Origin of the sequence: Pradoshia sp. D12, assembly GCF_008935075.1 — a bacterium.
In the GTDB taxonomy this organism is placed as follows: domain Bacteria; phylum Bacillota; class Bacilli; order Bacillales; family Pradoshiaceae; genus Pradoshia.
This window is the reverse complement of the sequence record NZ_CP044545.1, coordinates 2,693,586-2,711,987: the sequence shown is the minus strand read 5'-3', so window position 1 is coordinate 2,711,987 and position 18,402 is coordinate 2,693,586. Positions and strand designations below refer to the sequence as shown.

The window sequence follows — 18,402 nt, the reverse complement described above, 5'->3', positions numbered from 1 at the left end:
TTACAGGCATTTAGGTGCATCATGAAGGATTCCAGAAGTAATACCTAAAAAGGATAAATTAGAAAATTATGCAAATTAACGACCCGTTTTGATATACTATACCAAAATGGGTCTTTGGGGAGAATGAAAATGGCTGAACTGGTGATTTCTATTAGCAATCTTCAAATGCATTATGGATCGAAAGAAGTACTTCGAGGAATTAATCTTGATGTAAACAAGGGACAAATTATTGGCTATATAGGTCCCAATGGGGCGGGGAAAACTACCACAGTTAAAATATTGCTTGGACTCCTTACAGACTATACAGGCTCAGTGAAGGTCTTTGATAAAGAGCTTTCTGAGGATAGGATTACCTATAAAAATAGAATTGGCTATGTGCCTGAATTGGCAGATTTATATGATGTATTGACTGCACGTGAATATTTGACTTTTATAGGTGAGCTTTATGGCTTATCTTATGAGCAGGCTGACCAAAAGGCTTTTAAACTAATGAGGCTATTAAATATTGAAGAAATGTATGATTCACGAATAAATAGTTATTCAAAAGGGATGAAGCAAAAGGTTCTATTAATTTCAAGCCTTCTTCATAATCCGGATATTTTATTTTTAGATGAACCTTTAAGCGGTCTCGACGCGAATAGCGTTATGGTCATTAAAGAATTGCTTGGACTGCTGGCAAGCGAGGGAAAAACTATTTTTTATTCCTCACATATCATGGATGTCGTCGAGAAAATTAGCAATCGAATTATTTTACTGCATGAAGGCAGGATTGTTGCAGATGGAAGCTTTGCAGAATTACAGGATGTTGGCAAGGAAGGAACTCTTGAAGAAATTTTTAACCAATTAACTGGTTTTACACAGCATCGTTCAATTGCCGAAGATATTGTATCTGTTGTTAAAGAGGATTAATAGATGAAAAAATTTATGAGTTTGCGTGTGTTGGATAGAGGACAAAAGCTCTTTCAGTGGATGGGAATTGATTATCCGGTTATGAGAAGAATTCTTCAGGTTAAGCTTACAATGGATGCCAGAAGAGTTCCAACTTTGATGAATGATGGGTCTGGAAATACAGGTAAGGATTCAAATCAATTTTTAAAATCCTTATGGGTTTATGCGCTTATGGGTCTAATACTGATTCCTTTTATTATTATGGGTGAAAATTATTTTTTCCAAATGAGTATGTTGTTTGCGGTATTTATGTTTTTTATCATTACATCTTTAATATCTGATTTTTCCCATGTGATGCTTGATATACGGGATCAGTCTATTTTATTGTCTAGACCGGTTGATGGGAGAACGGTCTCGGTGGCAAAGCTGATACATATTATTATTTACCTTGGCACAATAACCCTTATTTTTATTGCGCCTGCGTTCATTGCTGCTATTGTTACTCAAGGAATTGGCTTTAGTCTGTTATTTTTGCTGGTCATTATATTGATTGATATATGGATAGTCTTGCTTACTGCTTTAATCTACTTGGTTATTTTAAAGTATTTTGATGGAGAGAAATTAAAGGATTTTATCAGTTATGTACAAATCTCCTTGTCTATTTTAATGATTGTTGGCTATCAACTAACGGTAAGGATATTTGACCTTGTAGATAGGCAAGTAGAATTTACACCAACTTGGTGGAGCTATATTCTTGCGCCTATTTGGTATGCCGCTCCCTTTGAGGTAATACTAAATGGGAATTTTGCATGGCAATATATTCTCTTAATCAGCTTGGCTGTAATTGTACCGCTTGTTTCTGTCATTATTTATATTAAAAATGTTCAAAACTTTGAGCAGTATTTACAAAAGTTAACTAATCATACAGGAGCCTTATCGAAAAAGAAACGCAGTCATTTTTCAATGTTCCTATTACGAAATAAAGAAGAACGAGTCTTTTATCATTTCGCAAAAAACCTCATGAAAAACGAACAGGCGTTTAAACTGAAGGTATATCCATCTATTGGAATGGTTATTATTTTTCCGTTTATTACACTACTCAATCAATTCGGGGAAAATGGATGGAAAGGTATTCAAAATGGCAGCGGTTATTATACAATTTATTTCAGTGCGCTTATGATTCCAACTATTGCTATTGCACTCCGATATACCGATTCATATAAAGGAGCATGGATATACAGGGCCTCTCCATTACAGAGTGCTAAGTCTATCTTTATAGGTACATGGAATGCGGTTATGGCCAAGTATGTTCTTCCCATCTATTTGGCATATAGCTTTCTATTTATTCTTATATATGGAAGTGCTATCTTTTGGGATCTATTGATTGGTCTCTTTACGTTATTTATAATGGCAGTCCTGTCGTTCAGGACATATACAATTATATTGCCATTTTCTAAACCAACTTCTGCAACACAGGAGAATGAGGGGATTAAGACCGTTTTCCTGCTTTTCATTCTTGGCGTATTTGCAGGTTTTCACTTTCTTATAAGCAAGGTTGAGTATGGTTTATATGGATATGGGGGAGTCTTGCTGATCACAGCTATTCTTGTATGGCGATATGGATTTAGGGTCGACTTTAAAGATTTAAAGGATTGATACGATTTTAATAACCACTGTGTTCGTATCAAAAAGCGCTGTTTATTTTATTGGTGGTTGACTTTCTTTAAAATCAAAGTAGGCATTTTGTAATACAATTTGATATTCTATACGTACGATAAGCGGATTTGATGGAAAATGGATAGGGGAGTGGAGAGATGAAAGCTTTAATCAATATAGATTATACAAATGATTTTGTAGCAGATGCTGGCAAATTAACATGCGGTAAACCTGGAAAGGAAATTGAAGAGTACATTGTTTCTTTAACAAAAAGATTCATTGAGGACAAAGATTTTGTTGTATTTGCTATTGATGTACACGATGAGAATGATCCATTTCACCCTGAAAGTAAATTATTCCCACCGCATAATATACGTGGTACCGAAGGTCGTTTATTATTTGGAAATCTTCAAAATGTGTATAATACTAATATTGGACAAGAGAACCTGCTATGGATTGATAAAACACGATACTCTGCCTTTGCTGGTACTGATTTGGAAATTAAATTGCGTGAACGCGGAATCACGGAATTACATTTAGTAGGAGTTTGTACAGATATCTGTATTTTGCATACAGCAGTGGATGCCTATAATAAAGGGTTTAAAATAGTAATACATAAAAATGGAGTGGCGAGCTTTAATGAAGCAGGTCATGAGTGGGCCTTATCCCATTTTGAAAATACGCTGGGAGCCAGTGTTTTGTAATTGAAGGAGGAAGTTTGATGACACATTATCCGGACGACAGCTTTGCTTTGCATACAGACCTATACCAAATTAATATGATGGAAACCTATTTTAAAGATGGGATTCATAATAAAAAAGCGGTATTTGATGTGTATTTCAGGCGCAACCCATTTAAGAACGGTTATGCCATATTTGCCGGACTTGAACGGGTGATTACATATATTAAAGACTTAAAATTTACAGAGAGTGATATTCAATATTTAAGGGAAGAGCTTAAGTATGACGAAGTATTCCTTGAATATTTAAAAGAACTGCGTTTTACAGGTACCATCAGAAGCATGAAAGAAGGCGAGCTCGTTTTCGAAAATGAGCCTTTAATGCGAATTGAGGCTCCGCTTGCAGAAGCTCAGCTGGTTGAAACAGCAATATTGAATATTATTAATTACCAAACTCTTATTGCAACAAAAGCATCACGTCTGAGTGTAGTAACTGGCGGTGAATCCCTGTTTGAATTTGGTACAAGGAGAGCACAGGAAACGGAAGCGGCTATCTGGGGAACAAGAGCCGCTTATATCGGAGGATTTCAGGCAAGCAGCAATGTCAGAGCTGGCAAGAAATTCGGCATTCCGGTAGTAGGAACTCATGCACATGCGCTTGTTCAGGCTTATCGGGATGAATACACAGCCTTCCGCAAATATGCAGAATCACATTATGATTGCACATTCCTTGTTGACACCTTTGATACATTAAAATCAGGTGTGCCAACTGCCATACGAGTAGCAAAGGAAATGGGCGATAAAATTAATTTTAAAGCCATTCGTTTGGATAGCGGGGATTTAGCTTACTTGTCTAAGAAAGCACGAAAAATGCTTGATGAAGCAGGCTTCACAGATACATTAATTACGGCTTCCAATGATTTAGATGAAGCAACAATCCTGAATCTGAAAGCACAGGGAGCCAAAATTGATATGTGGGGTGTCGGAACCAAACTGATCACGGCCTATGACCAGCCAGCTTTAGGAGCTGTATATAAAATGGTCAGCATTGAAGATGAAAACGGCGATATGGTTGATACGATCAAAATCAGTGCAAATCCTGAAAAAGTAACTACTCCTGGCATGAAGAATGTGTATCGGATTATTAATAAGGAAACAAATAAATCGGAAGGGGATTATATTACACTTGAATATGAAAATCCTGCTTCTGAGAAAATATTGACTATGTTCCATCCTGTACATACCTTCATTAGCAAGGAAGTAACAAATTTTGATGCAGTACCACTGCATGAAAACATCTTTGTGGATGGGCAATTAGTGTATAAAACACCAGACTTGACGGTTATTCAACAATTTGCAAAGGATAACCTGGACTTGCTTTGGGATGAATATAAACGGTTCCTTAATCCGGAAAAATATCCGGTTGATCTAAGTCCAAAATGCTGGGAAAATAAACGGGTTCGTATTCAGGAAATAATGGAACACGTGAGAAAAACAGAAGCTGAAGTGAAAAACTGGAGATAATCAGCAATCCACCTTGCCAATAGACAAGGTGGATTTTTTGCTTTCAAAATAAATTTTAGGAAGGGAGTGCTTATACCTTGAAATGGAGACAATTATTTCGTGAGTATCGTAATATCCTTCCGAATGATTTAGAACAAGTTAGAATTAAAGGGATAAGATTACGCAAACGGCGAACCATGCTGAAAAAGAATGAATGTGGCTAAGAAATATTTAATGAACCTGGCATATAGCCAGGTTTTTATTTTTACTGACTAAAATCCGCTATAATATCAGACTGAATGTCGGTAAATGATGAAATGAGGGGAACGAAAATTATAAAAATAGGTTTCAGGATGTATGTTAGAACTTGACTTTTAAATATATAATATTGGAAACAAATGGAAGAGGGTGGGTGCATGAAAGTAGGTTCGTTGATTAAATATTATCGGACTAAGCAGGGATTAACTCAAAGTGAGCTGGTCGAAGGCATATGTTCTGTACCTCATCTAAGTAAGATTGAACATAATGAGAAGGAAGCAAATGACCAAACTATCCATTTATTATTACAACGTTTAGGAGCAGACTTAACGAATGTTTATGAACAAAATAATACGGTGAAAAGATTGCTGGATGAATGGATTGAATGCATCAATTATTTTCAGATTGAAGAGGCAAAAGAGATTGATCGGAAGTTAGATAGTTTGGTAGATTTCATTGCCTATACACCACATTTATTTTTATATGAATTGTATAAAATGAGATATTTATTATTTATTAAGGATACTAAAAAAGCCATTCAACACTATAAATGGCTTGATAAACATAAGAAGAATTTAAATTATCAGGAGCTATATTTGCTTCATTATTATCATGCTATTTGTCTGCTCATCCAAAATAAGTACAGACAGGCCAATGAAGTTTTAGAGGAATTAGTTTCTGCAAGCAGGGATGGGATGAGTGTTTCTGCGGATGTTTATTATCATTTGGCACTTGCTAAATGTCATATGGAACAGCATGGGCATGCTATCTTCTATGCTAACGAGGCACTAAATGCCTTTACTGCCCAATATAATATAAAGCGAATTATGCACACGCTTGTGATTCTCGGCATTAGTTATACCGATACAGGCATTTATGAGGTGGCAGCAGAGTGCTATAAACATTTGAAAAGAAATGCTGAGATCCTAAATGAATCGGCAACTTTATCGATTGCCTATCATAATATTGGCTATTTAAAGCAGAAAAAAGGAGAGCTGAGTGAAGCAAGAGACTATTATTATAAAGCTGTAAATTGTGAAGCGGAGAATGCCCAATCTTCTATGGTGAGCCTTTATGCTTTGGCAGAAACCTCTTATTATTTGGGAGAATGGGAACAGGCGAAAGAGTATTTACATCACTTAAAGAAGAAAGCTCAAGAAACCGGGTCTAAAATATATCAAATGCTGCCCAATTATTATTTATATATGATTCAGGGGGAAGAAGAAAGAGCGATTAGCTATTTAGAAGAGTATACCCTTCCTTATCTATATAATGGGGAATCTCATTATAATGATATTCGCAGTGTTAGTAAAATTTTGGCAGATTATTATAAGAAATCAGGAAAGTTTCAGAAAGCCTTGCAATATATTTATACAGACTACTAGTTAAGGAGGAGAATAGATGAAAAGAAAAGCTCCCATTTTGCCGCCAATCGTATAAATGGTGTCATTTTAGAGAGGGTCAAAAGGACTGATTGTCCAATCAATCAGTTCTTTTTTGTTTTCATTTTTGCATAATTAATTTAGTGGATTATTAAATTATCTGAAAATTTACATAAATTTTATTGGGAAAATATAATTCTACTAGGTACAAACACCCGTTTGTATTAATCGCCAAATAGGTCGCAAATAGGATAGAAAAATGTCGATAGGTAAGAAAAAGCGCAAAAAATATAGTAATTTGTCACAAAAACTAATCTGATAACTTGGGAAAGTTTTTTTATTTGACAAAATAGAAAATAATAATTCTGAATTAATAGTTAATTTGTTCCGTGTTCAAAGAAAAAAATAGCCACTATAATAACGATACAACAAGAAAAGTTCACAGAAAATTCAAAAAACGAGAGGAGACTGAAAGATGAAAAAAAGGAAGATATTTGCTGGAGTTGTCCTAAGTGTATCAATGGCTTTATCTTTTGGCTCAGGAACAAATGCTGAGGATAGGTCGACTGCAAAGGCAAAGGATGTCAGCTCAGAGAAAACCTATCGTGTTCTGATTCAGGGATCTCAGTCAGAAAAAACAAAAGTAAAGAAAAATATGGGGACACACCGAGACTTCAGCAACCAAGGATTTACGACAGATGTTTCTGAAAAAGAATATCAGAAACTATTGGAAAATAAAAATATCGAAGTAGAAAAAGTACCTGAATTTAAAATTGCTGCAACTGCTATAGAAAAAGCTACTTCTGCACCTACAACCCGAGTGCCATGGGGAATTAAAGCAATCTATAATAATAGCTCTCTTACTTCTACATCAGGCGGCAGTGGAATTAAAGTAGCAGTTTTAGACACAGGCGTGTTAAAAACGCATGCGAGTCTTTCATCCAATATTGAACAATGTAAGGATTTCACTCAAACAAGCAGCACGGTTGTGAATGGCTCCTGTGCTGATGGGAATGGTCATGGTACCCATGTAGCCGGAACAGTGGCTGGCAATGGTACTGGCGTATATGGGGTTGCCCCTCAATCCAAAGTATGGGCCTATAAAGTTTTGGGTGACGATGGATCTGGTTATTCAGATGATATAGCAGCAGCAATTAGACATGCGGCAGACCAAGCATCCTCTACAGGTTCAAAAGTAATTATTTCAATGTCACTTGGTTCCAGCTCTAATAACTCTCTCATTAGCAGTGCTGTAACATATGCTTATGGAAAAGGTGTTCTAATTATTGCGGCAGCTGGTAATAGCGGCTATTCTGCCAATACAATCGGATATCCGGGTGCTTTGGCGAATGTAGTGGCTGTGGCAGCTCTTGAGAATGTTCAGCAAAATGGAACATACCGTGTGGCTAACTATTCTTCCAGAGGTAACCCATCCACAGATGGTGATTATGTAATTGGCTTAAAGGATGTTGAAATCTCTGCTCCAGGTTCTGCAGTTGAATCAACCTGGCATACGGGTGGATATAATACAATCAGTGGAACCTCAATGGCAACACCGCATGTATCCGGATTGGCAGCAAAAATATGGGCTTCCAATACAGGATACTCTCATACACAGCTACGCGCGGAATTACAAAGACGTGCGAAGTTAGTTGATATTAAAGGTGGATATGGAGCCGCTACAGGTGATGATTACGCATCCGGTTTCGGTTTTGCAAGAGTACAATAATAATTGAAACTTACGAATCAGCCTCCCGATTTTTGGGAGGCTGATTGATAATAGGATTAATTGAGAGAGTGGATTAATCTGATCTGGAATTCAATGGAATCTGCAAAACTAGGAGGTGTTTCCAGATGAAGTATAAAAAAATGATGTAAAACAACAAAACTTGTGGGGAATTCATCTTAAGCAGAGGAAAATCTGCTGACGTGGAGCTGAAATTAGCCAAAGCGAGTATATAAATAGCAGAATCCAGCCAAAATGGAACAGAATCCAGCCGAACTGGACGGAAATCCAGCCAACTGAGTCTGAAAGCCGACTGATATATCAGATACAACGAAACAATTACACTATTTAATTATTCATTACTATCCCCCTTTAGGTAGTTGCCATTAGCAAAATCCTTATAAAGGAATTGATGATAATGAAAAAATGGTTTCGAATGAAAGGATGCGTAGAGTTATTTCGCTCGATAGCCAAGAAAGGAATGCTTTATTTTTATCAATTGGGGTTAGTTAGTATTGCCGGCTGGACATTGGCAAGTTTAGTGATGGCATATCAGGAAGTCTTGATGAATCCGATACAACTGCTCATGGTAACAGAATTGTCTAACCTTGATAAAGGTTGGTTCGTAGCATTGATGACCAATATAGTAACATCAGATGCAAATCGGATTATTGGAAGAGGGCTGTTGTTGCTGATTATTTGGATACTACTATTTCTATTTGTGCCTTTAGCAACGAGGAGTTTAAAGAGCTTCAGATTATTTCAGTTTGAGATAGAGCTGGAGGATGAAGATCCTTTGGAGGAACAAGTCCCTGTCGAAATTTTTCAATATGCACGGTTAAAAATCATTTCTAATATCTATGCCGAAAACAATAAAATGAGTCTCTACCGTTTCTATAATGAACAAGCCGGTTGGGCAGATTATAAAGAGGCACTGGCTTTCTATCTGGAAATAATGGCGGAGGAATACTGGGAGCAGGTTAGGATAGGAATCAATTGGGGGGTATATGAGTGGCAGGCTTTACCGGAAGAATGGAAACACCAGGCTTATATATCAGCAGATAAAGATAAGCCTTGTATAAAGAATAAACAAACGACTGTATATGGACCATCAAAAAACTCCATGATTTATACGTATCAGCATTTTGACACCGTCCTTGTAACGGTTCTTTGGAGTTATACTCATGAGTTTGATGCTATTGACCAGCAATGCATGTATATACTTCATCATGCCTTATCTGATCGTCTGGAAAACATAGAATATGCCATCTGGATTGAAAAAAAAGCAGCCTGTGGTCATTTTTATGAAACTGATTGTGAAATTATGGAGAGGTGAGTATTGGATTGACTGATTATATTATGGACAAAGCCAAATATCGTGCTGAAAAATATAGACAATCGCCAAAAATGTTGAGTATCACTAAAGAGTGTAAAGTTATTGAAATAAAGCCGAGAGCCGAATATGGTTATGCAATTGAGAAAAAGGTGTTTAAAAAGTAGTCCATTCCGCTCAATCTTTATTATTGACTGGATGGTCTATTTTTTTATTTGCCAAAAAGAGGCTAACGTATACCTGCACATTTATCCCAAAGAGAGTAACGTAAGGGAAATTTATTTATAAACAGAGAGGGGACTAGTATGTCCTTACCTAACAACCCAAACATTACCCTTGTATAATAATTGACCGGGAAGATGCCATTAAAATGTTACTGCCTTCCATAGCGATGGAAGTTATGGGTTTATCACATATATTGAATGCAAGGGGAGAGAAACTGTAGTAAAAGCTGTCCATAACATTCAGAAGACTCTATTATGATGGATGATAGCGTTAATCAAACACTTAGGACAACTGTAATATCATAAATTATGCTGCAACTGAAATTGGAAGATATCATTTTGGGCTAGGTTCCATCTACCTTGTCAGTAGTAGTATCTTTTCAACGTGCCAATGAGGTAAGCCTCCCTTTAACTGAAAGGTTCGACTATTTCTCTCCAATTAGTAGGTACGGTCTCTGTGGAAACAGGGGACAGGGGCTAACATATCGATTGTAAGATTAGTATAAATAGTAATAAAAGAACGTGCTTTTCAAAGATGTTCTTTTTCAATGGCTGTTTTCGTATGTTGCTCAATACAAAAGACTCAATTACCATTTTGTAGTAGTTATAGATAGAGATAGCTGCTTCAACAAACCGAAAAAAGGAGTGCGTTATAGTGATAAATAAACGTTTTGAGGATGTTTATACTCAAGGAAAATGGAGGTTACTAAAATAATTCGTGATAATGAGACAGGAGTCCTATATATGTTTCATTATAACGGCCTTATTTCTGGATTAACTGTTATGGTTGATAAAGATGGAAAACCTTTAGTTAATAAAGATTTTATACCTGAGTCTGGTACTTCAGTGGAATAATGCGTCGGCCACTTCCTTATGGAGGTGGCTTTTTTTACACATATATTTAACCGTTAATCTAAAATGTACTTAAAACCATTTGATTCACTCGTTCTTTGGTTGCAAAGAGTTTAATCATTTTTTGGTCTCACAATATTGACAAGTCATAGATGAAATCGTTTGCGCAAAAAGTGAATATTATTTGACTTTTCAGGATAATTTATATGATTAAATAGGTAAATGAGTAAAAAAAGGTTTGAGATATTACATTCATATGTTAAATTGGAAAAGAAAGGTTTGTGCAAACGTTTTCGTAAAGTGGAAAATTAATAGTTTTTAAGAATAAGGTCACTGGTCTTTTACATATTTATAGAAAACGTTTACTTGAACCAAACATAAAGAGAGAAGCGAGGTAAAAGAATGAAACAAAAAAAATGGTATGCGGGTGCTTTATCAGCTTCACTATTGGCAGCAGCTGTCTTAACGGGATGCTCATCTGAGAGCTCTTCCTCCGATAGCAAAGATAAGGTAACAATTGATGTATTTCAGTTTAAAGTGGAATTCAAGGATCAATTTGAAGATGTAGCCGAACAATATGAAAAAGAAAATCCAGGTGTAGAAATTAATATTACTACAGTTGGTGGCGGGGAAGATTATGGTGCTTCTTTAAAATCTAAATTTGCTTCAGGCAAGGAACCTGCTATCTATAATGTTGGCGGACCGCAGGATGTTGCAGATTGGAAAGATAAACTAGCTGATTTATCCGATACAAAAGCATCCAAAGAAGCACTAGATGGAACTCTAGATGGTGTAACTACAGATGATAAAATCCTTGGTCTTCCATATAACCAGGAAGGATACGGCTTGCTTTATAACAAAGAAGTCTTTGAAAAAGCTGGTATTAAAGCAGAAGAAATCAGAACAATGAAAGCGCTTGAAGAGGCGGTTAAAACAATCGATACCAAAAAAGACGATCTTGGTATTAAAGCAGTATTTGCTTTACCAGGAAAAGAAAAATGGATTACCGGGTTGCATGCTTCCAACGTCTTTATCTCTCCAGAATTTGAAGAAAATATTATGAATGCTTACAAATCTGACAAGGTTGATTTTAAATATGGAGATCAATATAAAACATACATTGATTTATCCAATAAATATTCTATTCAGCCAACTGTTAGCCTTGATTACTCACAGCAAGTAGAAGAAAACTTCTCACTTGGAAAGGTAGCTATGATTCAACAAGGTAACTGGGTATATGGTTCCATCGCCGGAATTGATGAAGAATTTGCTCAAGAAAAAGTTGGTATTCTACCAATTCCTGTAGAAAGTTATAAAGAAGATTCTCTACCAGTTGGTATTCCAATGTACTGGGGAGTAAACAGCAACAATGATGAGAAAGTTATTGAAGCATCTAAAGACTTCTTGGATTGGTTATATACATCTGAAGAAGGTAAAAAGACAGTTCTTGAAGATTTCAGCTTCATTCCTGCTTACAAAGGATATGATTCTAGTAAAATCGCAGACCCAATATCTAGAGAAGTATATGATTATGCGACTGAAGGAAAAACAATTGGATGGGTATTTATGGGCTATCCAACTGGTTGGGGCGAAGATAAATTGGGTGTAAACATACAAAAATATTTAAGTGATGAAATGTCTTGGGATGAGCTAGTCAAAGAATCTCAAAAATCTTGGTCTGAATCACGCTAATATCCTTTACGTATATGTGATAGAACTGCAAAACAAAGTAGTGTTGGGCTACTTTGTTTTGCTACATAGATAATGGATGAGGTCATAAATTTTGTCACAATTTTGGAGGGGTAATAATGCGTACTCGCAGTTTTTCCTACTGGTTATTCCTTACACCGGTTCTAGTATCGCTATTTCTTGTCGTACTCGTGCCACTGGCACTTGGTGTATTTTACTCATTTACGGACTGGAATGGAATTCAAACAACCGCTTTTGTTGGTTTTCAAAACTATATTGGTATATTCCAAGAAAAAGAATTCATGGACGCTTTGTGGTTCACAGTTAAGTTTTCTATCGTATCGATTATTTTAATCAATGTGATCGGTTTAGTTTTAGCCTTAATTGTAACCTCAAAAATTAAATCAAATAATATCTTACGTACAATCTTCTTTATGCCAAACTTGATTGGTGGACTGATTTTAGGGTTCATTTGGCAGTTTATTTTCACGAAAGCATTTGACGCAGTTGGTGTGGCCCTTGGCTATGAAGGTTTACAAGGCTGGTTGTCGACTACAAATACTGGATTCTGGGGATTAGTCATCCTGATGAGCTGGCAAATGGCCGGTTATATCATGATTATCTATATTTCGTATCTTGAGGGTGTTCCAGAAGAATTAACTGAAGCTGCCGAGATTGACGGGGCGAGCTATTTCCAAAAACTACGCGCAATCATATTCCCGCTCGTAGCACCGGCATTTACCGTTAGTATGTTCTTGACGCTGTCCAATACGTTTAAATTATATGATCAAAACTTAAGCTTAACAGCTGGGGGACCTTATAACTCCACACAAATGGTCGCCATGGAAATATTCCAGACTGCATTTAAGGAAAGCGATATGGCTTATGCCTCTGCAAAAGCAGTTATCTTTTTCTTGATTGTCGCATCTATCAGCTTGACACAAGTATATATCAACAAGAAAAGGGAGGTTGAATTGTAATGCGCAGAAAGCATAACTGGCCCTTAGAAATAACTGGGATTGTATTAGCCTTAATTTGGCTCTCCCCTTTCTATATCATGATTGTTAATTCGCTTAAAACAAAAAAAGAAATGTTTACGAATGTCTTAAGCCTTCCGGAAGCATTTAATTTTGACAACTATGTGGAGGCGTACGAACAACTGGATTTCTTGAAAACACTATTTAATTCCGTGTTAATTACAGTTGTAAGTGTAGGTCTGATTATTATCTTTTCTTCAATGGCTGCATATGCTCTCTCACGGAATAAAAGTAAGATGAGTACGTTTTTATTCTTTATTTTCGTGGCAGCTATGCTGATTCCTTTCCAATCCGTCATGATTCCATTAATTACGGTATTTGGGAAATTTGAAATGCTGAATCGTGCTGGCTTAATCTTTATGTATATTGGCTTTGGTTGCAGCTTGTCGATTTTCTTGTATCATGGAACATTAAAAAGTATATCCCAATCGCTTGATGAAGCGGCTACTATAGATGGAGCTAACAAATGGCAAATCTTCTGGCATATTATCTTCCCAATGCTAAAACCAATTTCTATTACAGTCGGTATTTTAAATACGATCTGGATTTGGAATGACTATCTATTGCCGTCCCTTGTCATCAACCAGGAAGGAATGCAGACTCTTCCATTGAAAATGTTCTTCTTCTTTGGGGAATATACAAAACAATGGCATCTTGCTCTAGCCGGGTTAACTTTAGCCATTATTCCTGTCATCATTGGATATTTCTTTGCACAAAAACAAATTATTAAAGGGGTAGCTGAAGGTGCAGTGAAATAGGATTTACGAATTGAGGGGTGGCTCTGATGGATGTAACAATTAAAGATGTTGCTCGAGAAGCGAATGTAGCACCGTCAACTGTGTCAAGAGTCCTGAAAGATAGCCCGCATATCAGTCTTCAAACAAAACGGAGAGTCCGGGAAATCATGAATCTGATGGGGTATACCCCTAATTTTCAGGCTCAAAGCTTAGCTGGGAAAAGTACACAGGCTATAGGAGTAATTATGCCTGACACTGCCTATCAAGCATTTAAAAATCCTTTCTTCTCAGTCGTTCTACGTGGCATTAGCCGAAGTGCGAATGAACAAAAATATGGTTTGTATTTATCAACCAGTTTTACTCAAGAAGGTATCTATGAAGAAGTTGTTTCCATGGTTCAAGGAAAAAGGGTCGACGGGTTAATACTCTTGTATTCACGTAAAAATGATGAAGTGATTGAGTTTTTAAAGCAAGTTAATTTCCCATTCATCGTAATTGGAAGACCCTTGATGCATGAAAAAAGTATTACCTATGTGGATAATGATAATGTGACAGTTGCTAAAGATGTTACAAAGTATTTGATAGAGATGGGACACAAGAATATTGCATTTATTGGAGGAAATGAAAACTTTGCTGTTACGATTGATCGTTTAAAAGGATACAGGGAGGCGCTGGAAGAGAGTGGACTACCATTTTGCAGGGATTATCTGATTGACGAACATCAATTTAATGATAAAGGTTTTGAATCACTAAAGAATCTAATTAACTACAATCCCATGCCAACAGCTATCATTGCCCAAGATGATTTGACCGGATATGAAATATTAAGTTATTTGGAAAAACTCAATATCCATGTACCAAGAGACCTTTCCATTATCGGCTTTAATAACCAAATTCTTTCTCAGCATTCGAGACCGCCACTGACATCAATAGAAATACATATATCTCGCCTTGGTATTGAAGCAACAAAAAGTTTAATTGAAAAGATAAAGGATCCAAACACATTTCCAAAGAGAGTGACGGTTGCAACACAATTTATTGAACGGGAATCTTGCAGAAACATAAAGTGAATTTTAAAGCTGTCCAATCATTCAACCGAGTAACTGATTGGACAGCTTTTGTTATGGAGATAAAGAAATACAATACGTTTAGGCGCTTATCCTATTTTAATAGTTAGGGAGATGTATGCTATATAACTAAAAAATATGGAAAGGGGAAATCGCCTCAATTAAGTGCTGTTTTCGCTCAATTATTATGGAAAATCGCTCAATTATATTCAAAGAAAGCTATAGAATAAGATTATTTCTTATCTGTTTGGCTAATAAATGGCTGTTTTGAGCTTTTTTTATTGAAATAAGCATGTAAAAGACTTGATTGAATACAGATGAATGGTTAATAACATCATTTATAGAAAAAATCGATTCAAGCAAGCTATGAATAAGCTGAATCGATACTTTTTCAATTAATATTGAGTAACTCTTGAAGCTTGAGTAGCTTTTTTACCATGAGCTACATAATAAAGGCCTATAGCTATAAACGAGATAACAGCCATTGTTAAATAAAGCCCACTATAACCGGAAACCGGAATATAAAATCCTTGAACAAATGGTCCGATCCCGATCCCAATGTCATACATGACAAAGAATGTGGAGGTGGCGAGCCCAATCCGGTGGGGAGACGTCATTTTGATTGCTACAGTTTGTGCACTGGATTGAAAAGTGCCAAGCCCTACACCGATTATAGCGCCTGCTAAAAGCAATGTAATACTGTGGCTTGTCTGACTTAAAACGATCAACCCGATTGTGTATAAAATTAGAGAGGGGTAGATTACTGTATTTTCACCGTATATATCAAACCATTTTCCCGTAAATGGACGCGTCAGTATTAGACAAATAGAATACATGACAAAGAAGAAGCCTGCTGTCGATACTAAATTAAGCTCCTGAGAATAGGAAGTTAAATAAGATAATATACTGGAATATGTAAATCCAATGACCCCAGCTGTAATAGCAATAGGCAGTGCGGCCAGCTCAAAGTAGTCACTTATTTTATGACCTTTCATCGACTTGACTTGCTCAGCTGTAAATTGCATCTTTGGAACATTCAAGAAGAGCGTGAAGATGAAACTTAACGAAGCAAAGACAACGGCAACCGAAAAGACAATTGTATAAGAAAAGGAATTGCTGATCATTAAGCCTAGAAATGGTCCAATAGCCATTGCCAGGTTTGTACTCATCGCGAAATATCCCATACCTTCCCCTCTTCTGGATAAAGGTAATATTTCAGCCACAAGTGTTCCTGTAGCGGTTGATGCGAAACCAAATGAAATACCGTGGATTAATCGAACGATTAGTAAGAGTGCAAGGCTCGACGCCATAAAATAGAGAATAGTTGCTGCTAAAAATAAGGCTAGACTGATCGTAAGCATTTTTTTTGCACCGACCAGGGCAATTCTTTTGCCAGCAATAGGCCTAACTAGCACAGCTCCGATAACAAATATACTTGAAGCGAGTCCGGCTATACTTTGGCTCGTATGAAAAGTAGTAATTGTATAAAGTGTTAAAGTAACCATTAAGCTGTAAAATGTTAAAAAGATAAATAAATTAGCTGAAGAGATTAATAGGAAGTTTTTTGTCCAAAGTCTTGGTTTCTCCATTTGTAGTCACGTCCTTATTCATGCTGTAATTGATGCTGCATTTTGCCAAATATCTTCATCATAATTTTTATTTCATCCTCTGATACACTTGACATTACTTTTTCTTCAAATTCACTGACATGGTGTATGCAGGTGATATAAATTTCTCTTCCTGCCTCTGTTAATTGAATTCTTTTTTCCCGTTTATTATCGCTTGGAATCTGCTCGATAATATCCCGCTCTTGCAGTCTGGTAACGGTTCTTGTAATAGTGGGTTTTTCCACATTCAAATAATTACTAATATCCACGAGGGTGGAAGGTCCATAGTGCTTTAAATAATAAATAATAGCCCATTGTGAGTGGAATAAATCATGCTTGGCTAATTGATCATTCAATCGTTTTGTAAATAATCGAGCTGTCTGCAAATATTGATGAAAAAAATACTGGTGCCCGGAAATAGACAATTGTACCACCACCTCGAATATAGTTACCTAGGTAACTATACGCCGGTGTTGATCATAAATCCAGTAAAAAGCACCAATAAATTCATTTGGATTATTGTTTCTTCAAAATTAGTGTAAATACACTAGAGATGGGGAATAAAATGATGAGATAATTGAGATTAACAGATAAGGGATTAGGAGGTGAAGAAGAAAATTCAAACATAGGAATTAAATGAAGTGTGATCCAAAATGTTTTATATTTTTTTAAAATCCTCGTCTTAATGGAATAGCTTACTAGTTTTCATTACAGAGGCTAGCCTAATCTTTACATATCTAGTTTTTCTATCTGCATGTATCTATTTTGAATTGAAGGAGTAGGGTCTATGGGTGAATTATTTCAGTTACTAAAAAAAGGAAATACAAGCGCAATTACAGCAGCAATCGTCAACTTAGTGATATCTATTATTAAAGGTGCAGCTTATATGTTTACTGGTAATGTGGCATTATTCGCGGAGACACTTCATAGTTTGGGAGATTCAGCTAACCAATTCTTTGTGTTTATTGGGTCAGCGTTAAGTAAAAAAGCACCGACCGAACGTTTTCCCAATGGATTTGGCCGCTTGGTAAATTTGGTTCTTTTGGGAGCGGTATTAATAGTAGGAATCATGTCTTATGAAACGATAAAAGAAGGATATATGCATATTTTACACCCTAGTGAATCTAGTTATTTTTGGGTGAGTATCGGTGTTTTAGCCATCAGTGTAATTCTCGAAGTTTTTGTTTTAGTTAAAGCAATGAAGGAAATTATGCATGAAGTCGGAGTGGAAGCGAAAGGCTTGTCTTTCTTATATAAAAGCTTCACCTATTTTGGTAAAGCGAAGCCTGCAACTAGGCTAGTGTTTTTGGAAGACCTAGTTGCTACTTCAGGTGGGGTTTTAGCGATCATCGCGATTGTCATATCACATTTAACAAACCTACACGCAGCTGAAGGAATTGCCTCCATTCTTATCGGCATGATGATGTTATTTGTAGTTGGTAAAGTATTCTTCGACAATGCAGCAGGTGCCCTTGGTGAAGCTGATGAACTGATGGAGCAATATATTGGCGATCTGGTTCTTCTTGATAAAGATATCAAGGATGTTCAGAAGGTAGTCGTAATTAAAGAGGGCGAGGATTTTCATGTAGAAGTCTGTGTCGAAATTGATCTGTCTTTAACGGTTGCCGATATGGACGATATTAAAGATCGTCTTAAAAAGCAAATCTTAGCGGAAAAGGGCGTTGTTGATGTCATGATCGAATTCGATGAAGACGATGGCCTGGTAAATTGGAACCAAGCTGAGAAATTGCCAGCAGAATAAAA

Annotated in this window: 17 protein-coding genes; 15 read left to right on the top strand and 2 right to left on the bottom strand. The window is 36.4% G+C overall.

Annotated elements, in window-relative coordinates; genetic code table 11:
- Positions 1–123: 123 nt before the first annotated feature.
- The 14 genes from F7984_RS12985 (at position 124) to F7984_RS12930 (ending at position 15,034) form a co-directional block, all read left to right on the top strand.
- Entirely contained in the window at positions 124–909 is a 786-nt protein-coding gene (locus F7984_RS12985; RefSeq protein WP_066104780.1) for an ABC transporter ATP-binding protein, read from the top strand.
- Positions 910–912: 3 nt separating this feature from the next.
- The gene (locus F7984_RS12980) at positions 913–2,544 is read left to right on the top strand and encodes an ABC-2 family transporter permease (RefSeq protein ID WP_140462050.1); all 1,632 of its coding nucleotides are present in this window, start codon (positions 913–915) and stop codon (positions 2,542–2,544) included.
- A 158-nt stretch (positions 2,545–2,702) separates the two neighbouring features.
- Positions 2,703–3,248 (top strand): cysteine hydrolase family protein, encoded by a 546-nt coding sequence (locus tag F7984_RS12975; protein ID WP_140462051.1) that lies wholly within the window; start codon positions 2,703–2,705, stop codon positions 3,246–3,248.
- A 17-nt stretch (positions 3,249–3,265) separates the two neighbouring features.
- The gene (locus tag F7984_RS12970) at positions 3,266–4,747 is read left to right on the top strand and encodes a nicotinate phosphoribosyltransferase (RefSeq protein WP_066104773.1); all 1,482 of its coding nucleotides are present in this window, start codon (positions 3,266–3,268) and stop codon (positions 4,745–4,747) included.
- A gap of 77 nt (positions 4,748–4,824) precedes the next feature.
- Positions 4,825–4,950 carry a hypothetical protein gene (locus tag F7984_RS19580; protein WP_257469149.1) on the top strand — a complete coding sequence of 42 codons (126 nt, stop codon included), beginning with the start codon at positions 4,825–4,827 and terminating at the stop codon, positions 4,948–4,950.
- Positions 4,951–5,142: 192 nt separating this feature from the next.
- Complete coding sequence (locus F7984_RS12965; protein WP_066104769.1) at positions 5,143–6,369, top strand: helix-turn-helix domain-containing protein; 1,227 nt, start codon at positions 5,143–5,145, stop codon at positions 6,367–6,369.
- Positions 6,370–6,841: 472 nt separating this feature from the next.
- The gene (locus F7984_RS12960) at positions 6,842–8,095 is read left to right on the top strand and encodes a S8 family peptidase (protein ID WP_139892445.1); all 1,254 of its coding nucleotides are present in this window, start codon (positions 6,842–6,844) and stop codon (positions 8,093–8,095) included.
- A gap of 415 nt (positions 8,096–8,510) precedes the next feature.
- Complete coding sequence (locus tag F7984_RS12955) at positions 8,511–9,428, top strand: hypothetical protein (RefSeq protein WP_066104763.1); 918 nt, start codon at positions 8,511–8,513, stop codon at positions 9,426–9,428.
- Entirely contained in the window at positions 9,425–9,592 is a 168-nt protein-coding gene (locus F7984_RS19115; protein WP_192796808.1) for a hypothetical protein, read from the top strand. The genes F7984_RS12955 and F7984_RS19115 overlap by 4 nt, the downstream gene beginning before the upstream one ends.
- A gap of 801 nt (positions 9,593–10,393) precedes the next feature.
- Positions 10,394–10,504, top strand: a complete 111-nt coding sequence (locus F7984_RS12950; protein ID WP_257469147.1) for a DUF6440 family protein — start codon at positions 10,394–10,396, stop codon at positions 10,502–10,504.
- A 399-nt stretch (positions 10,505–10,903) separates the two neighbouring features.
- The gene (locus tag F7984_RS12945; RefSeq protein WP_066104760.1) at positions 10,904–12,193 is read left to right on the top strand and encodes an ABC transporter substrate-binding protein; all 1,290 of its coding nucleotides are present in this window, start codon (positions 10,904–10,906) and stop codon (positions 12,191–12,193) included.
- Between the two features lie 116 nt (positions 12,194–12,309).
- Positions 12,310–13,170, top strand: coding sequence for a carbohydrate ABC transporter permease (locus tag F7984_RS12940; protein WP_139892442.1), 861 nt, complete (start codon positions 12,310–12,312; stop codon positions 13,168–13,170).
- Positions 13,170–13,985, top strand: a complete 816-nt coding sequence (locus F7984_RS12935) for a carbohydrate ABC transporter permease (protein ID WP_139892441.1) — start codon at positions 13,170–13,172, stop codon at positions 13,983–13,985. The genes F7984_RS12940 and F7984_RS12935 overlap by 1 nt, the downstream gene beginning before the upstream one ends.
- A gap of 26 nt (positions 13,986–14,011) precedes the next feature.
- Entirely contained in the window at positions 14,012–15,034 is a 1,023-nt protein-coding gene (locus F7984_RS12930; RefSeq protein WP_140462052.1) for a LacI family DNA-binding transcriptional regulator, read from the top strand.
- Between the two features lie 392 nt (positions 15,035–15,426).
- On the opposite strand, the gene F7984_RS12925 is transcribed toward F7984_RS12930, so the two are convergent.
- Complete coding sequence (locus tag F7984_RS12925) at positions 15,427–16,620, bottom strand: MFS transporter (protein WP_066104746.1); 1,194 nt, start codon at positions 16,618–16,620, stop codon at positions 15,427–15,429.
- A 14-nt stretch (positions 16,621–16,634) separates the two neighbouring features.
- Positions 16,635–17,063: a MarR family winged helix-turn-helix transcriptional regulator gene (locus F7984_RS12920; RefSeq protein ID WP_175354269.1), complete on the bottom strand. Its 429-nt coding sequence runs from the start codon at positions 17,061–17,063 to the stop codon at positions 16,635–16,637.
- Positions 17,064–17,425: 362 nt separating this feature from the next.
- Here F7984_RS12920 and F7984_RS12915 point away from each other — a divergent pair, with 362 nt between their 5' ends.
- Positions 17,426–18,400 (top strand): cation diffusion facilitator family transporter, encoded by a 975-nt coding sequence (locus F7984_RS12915; protein ID WP_066104742.1) that lies wholly within the window; start codon positions 17,426–17,428, stop codon positions 18,398–18,400.
- Positions 18,401–18,402 lie beyond the last annotated feature (2 nt).

Coding starts and splice junctions, on each gene's coding strand:
- F7984_RS12985 (WP_066104780.1), top strand. CDS start 124: ATGAAAATGGCTGAACTGGTGATTTCTATTAGCAATCTTCAAATGCAT.
- F7984_RS12980 (WP_140462050.1), top strand. CDS start 913: ATGAAAAAATTTATGAGTTTGCGTGTGTTGGATAGAGGACAAAAGCTC.
- F7984_RS12975 (WP_140462051.1), top strand. CDS start 2,703: ATGAAAGCTTTAATCAATATAGATTATACAAATGATTTTGTAGCAGAT.
- F7984_RS12970 (WP_066104773.1), top strand. CDS start 3,266: ATGACACATTATCCGGACGACAGCTTTGCTTTGCATACAGACCTATAC.
- F7984_RS12965 (WP_066104769.1), top strand. CDS start 5,143: ATGAAAGTAGGTTCGTTGATTAAATATTATCGGACTAAGCAGGGATTA.
- F7984_RS12960 (WP_139892445.1), top strand. CDS start 6,842: ATGAAAAAAAGGAAGATATTTGCTGGAGTTGTCCTAAGTGTATCAATG.
- F7984_RS12955 (WP_066104763.1), top strand. CDS start 8,511: ATGAAAAAATGGTTTCGAATGAAAGGATGCGTAGAGTTATTTCGCTCG.
- F7984_RS12950 (WP_257469147.1), top strand. CDS start 10,394: ATGTTTCATTATAACGGCCTTATTTCTGGATTAACTGTTATGGTTGAT.
- F7984_RS12945 (WP_066104760.1), top strand. CDS start 10,904: ATGAAACAAAAAAAATGGTATGCGGGTGCTTTATCAGCTTCACTATTG.
- F7984_RS12940 (WP_139892442.1), top strand. CDS start 12,310: ATGCGTACTCGCAGTTTTTCCTACTGGTTATTCCTTACACCGGTTCTA.
- F7984_RS12935 (WP_139892441.1), top strand. CDS start 13,170: ATGCGCAGAAAGCATAACTGGCCCTTAGAAATAACTGGGATTGTATTA.
- F7984_RS12930 (WP_140462052.1), top strand. CDS start 14,012: ATGGATGTAACAATTAAAGATGTTGCTCGAGAAGCGAATGTAGCACCG.
- F7984_RS12925 (WP_066104746.1), bottom strand. CDS start 16,620: ATGGAGAAACCAAGACTTTGGACAAAAAACTTCCTATTAATCTCTTCA.
- F7984_RS12915 (WP_066104742.1), top strand. CDS start 17,426: ATGGGTGAATTATTTCAGTTACTAAAAAAAGGAAATACAAGCGCAATT.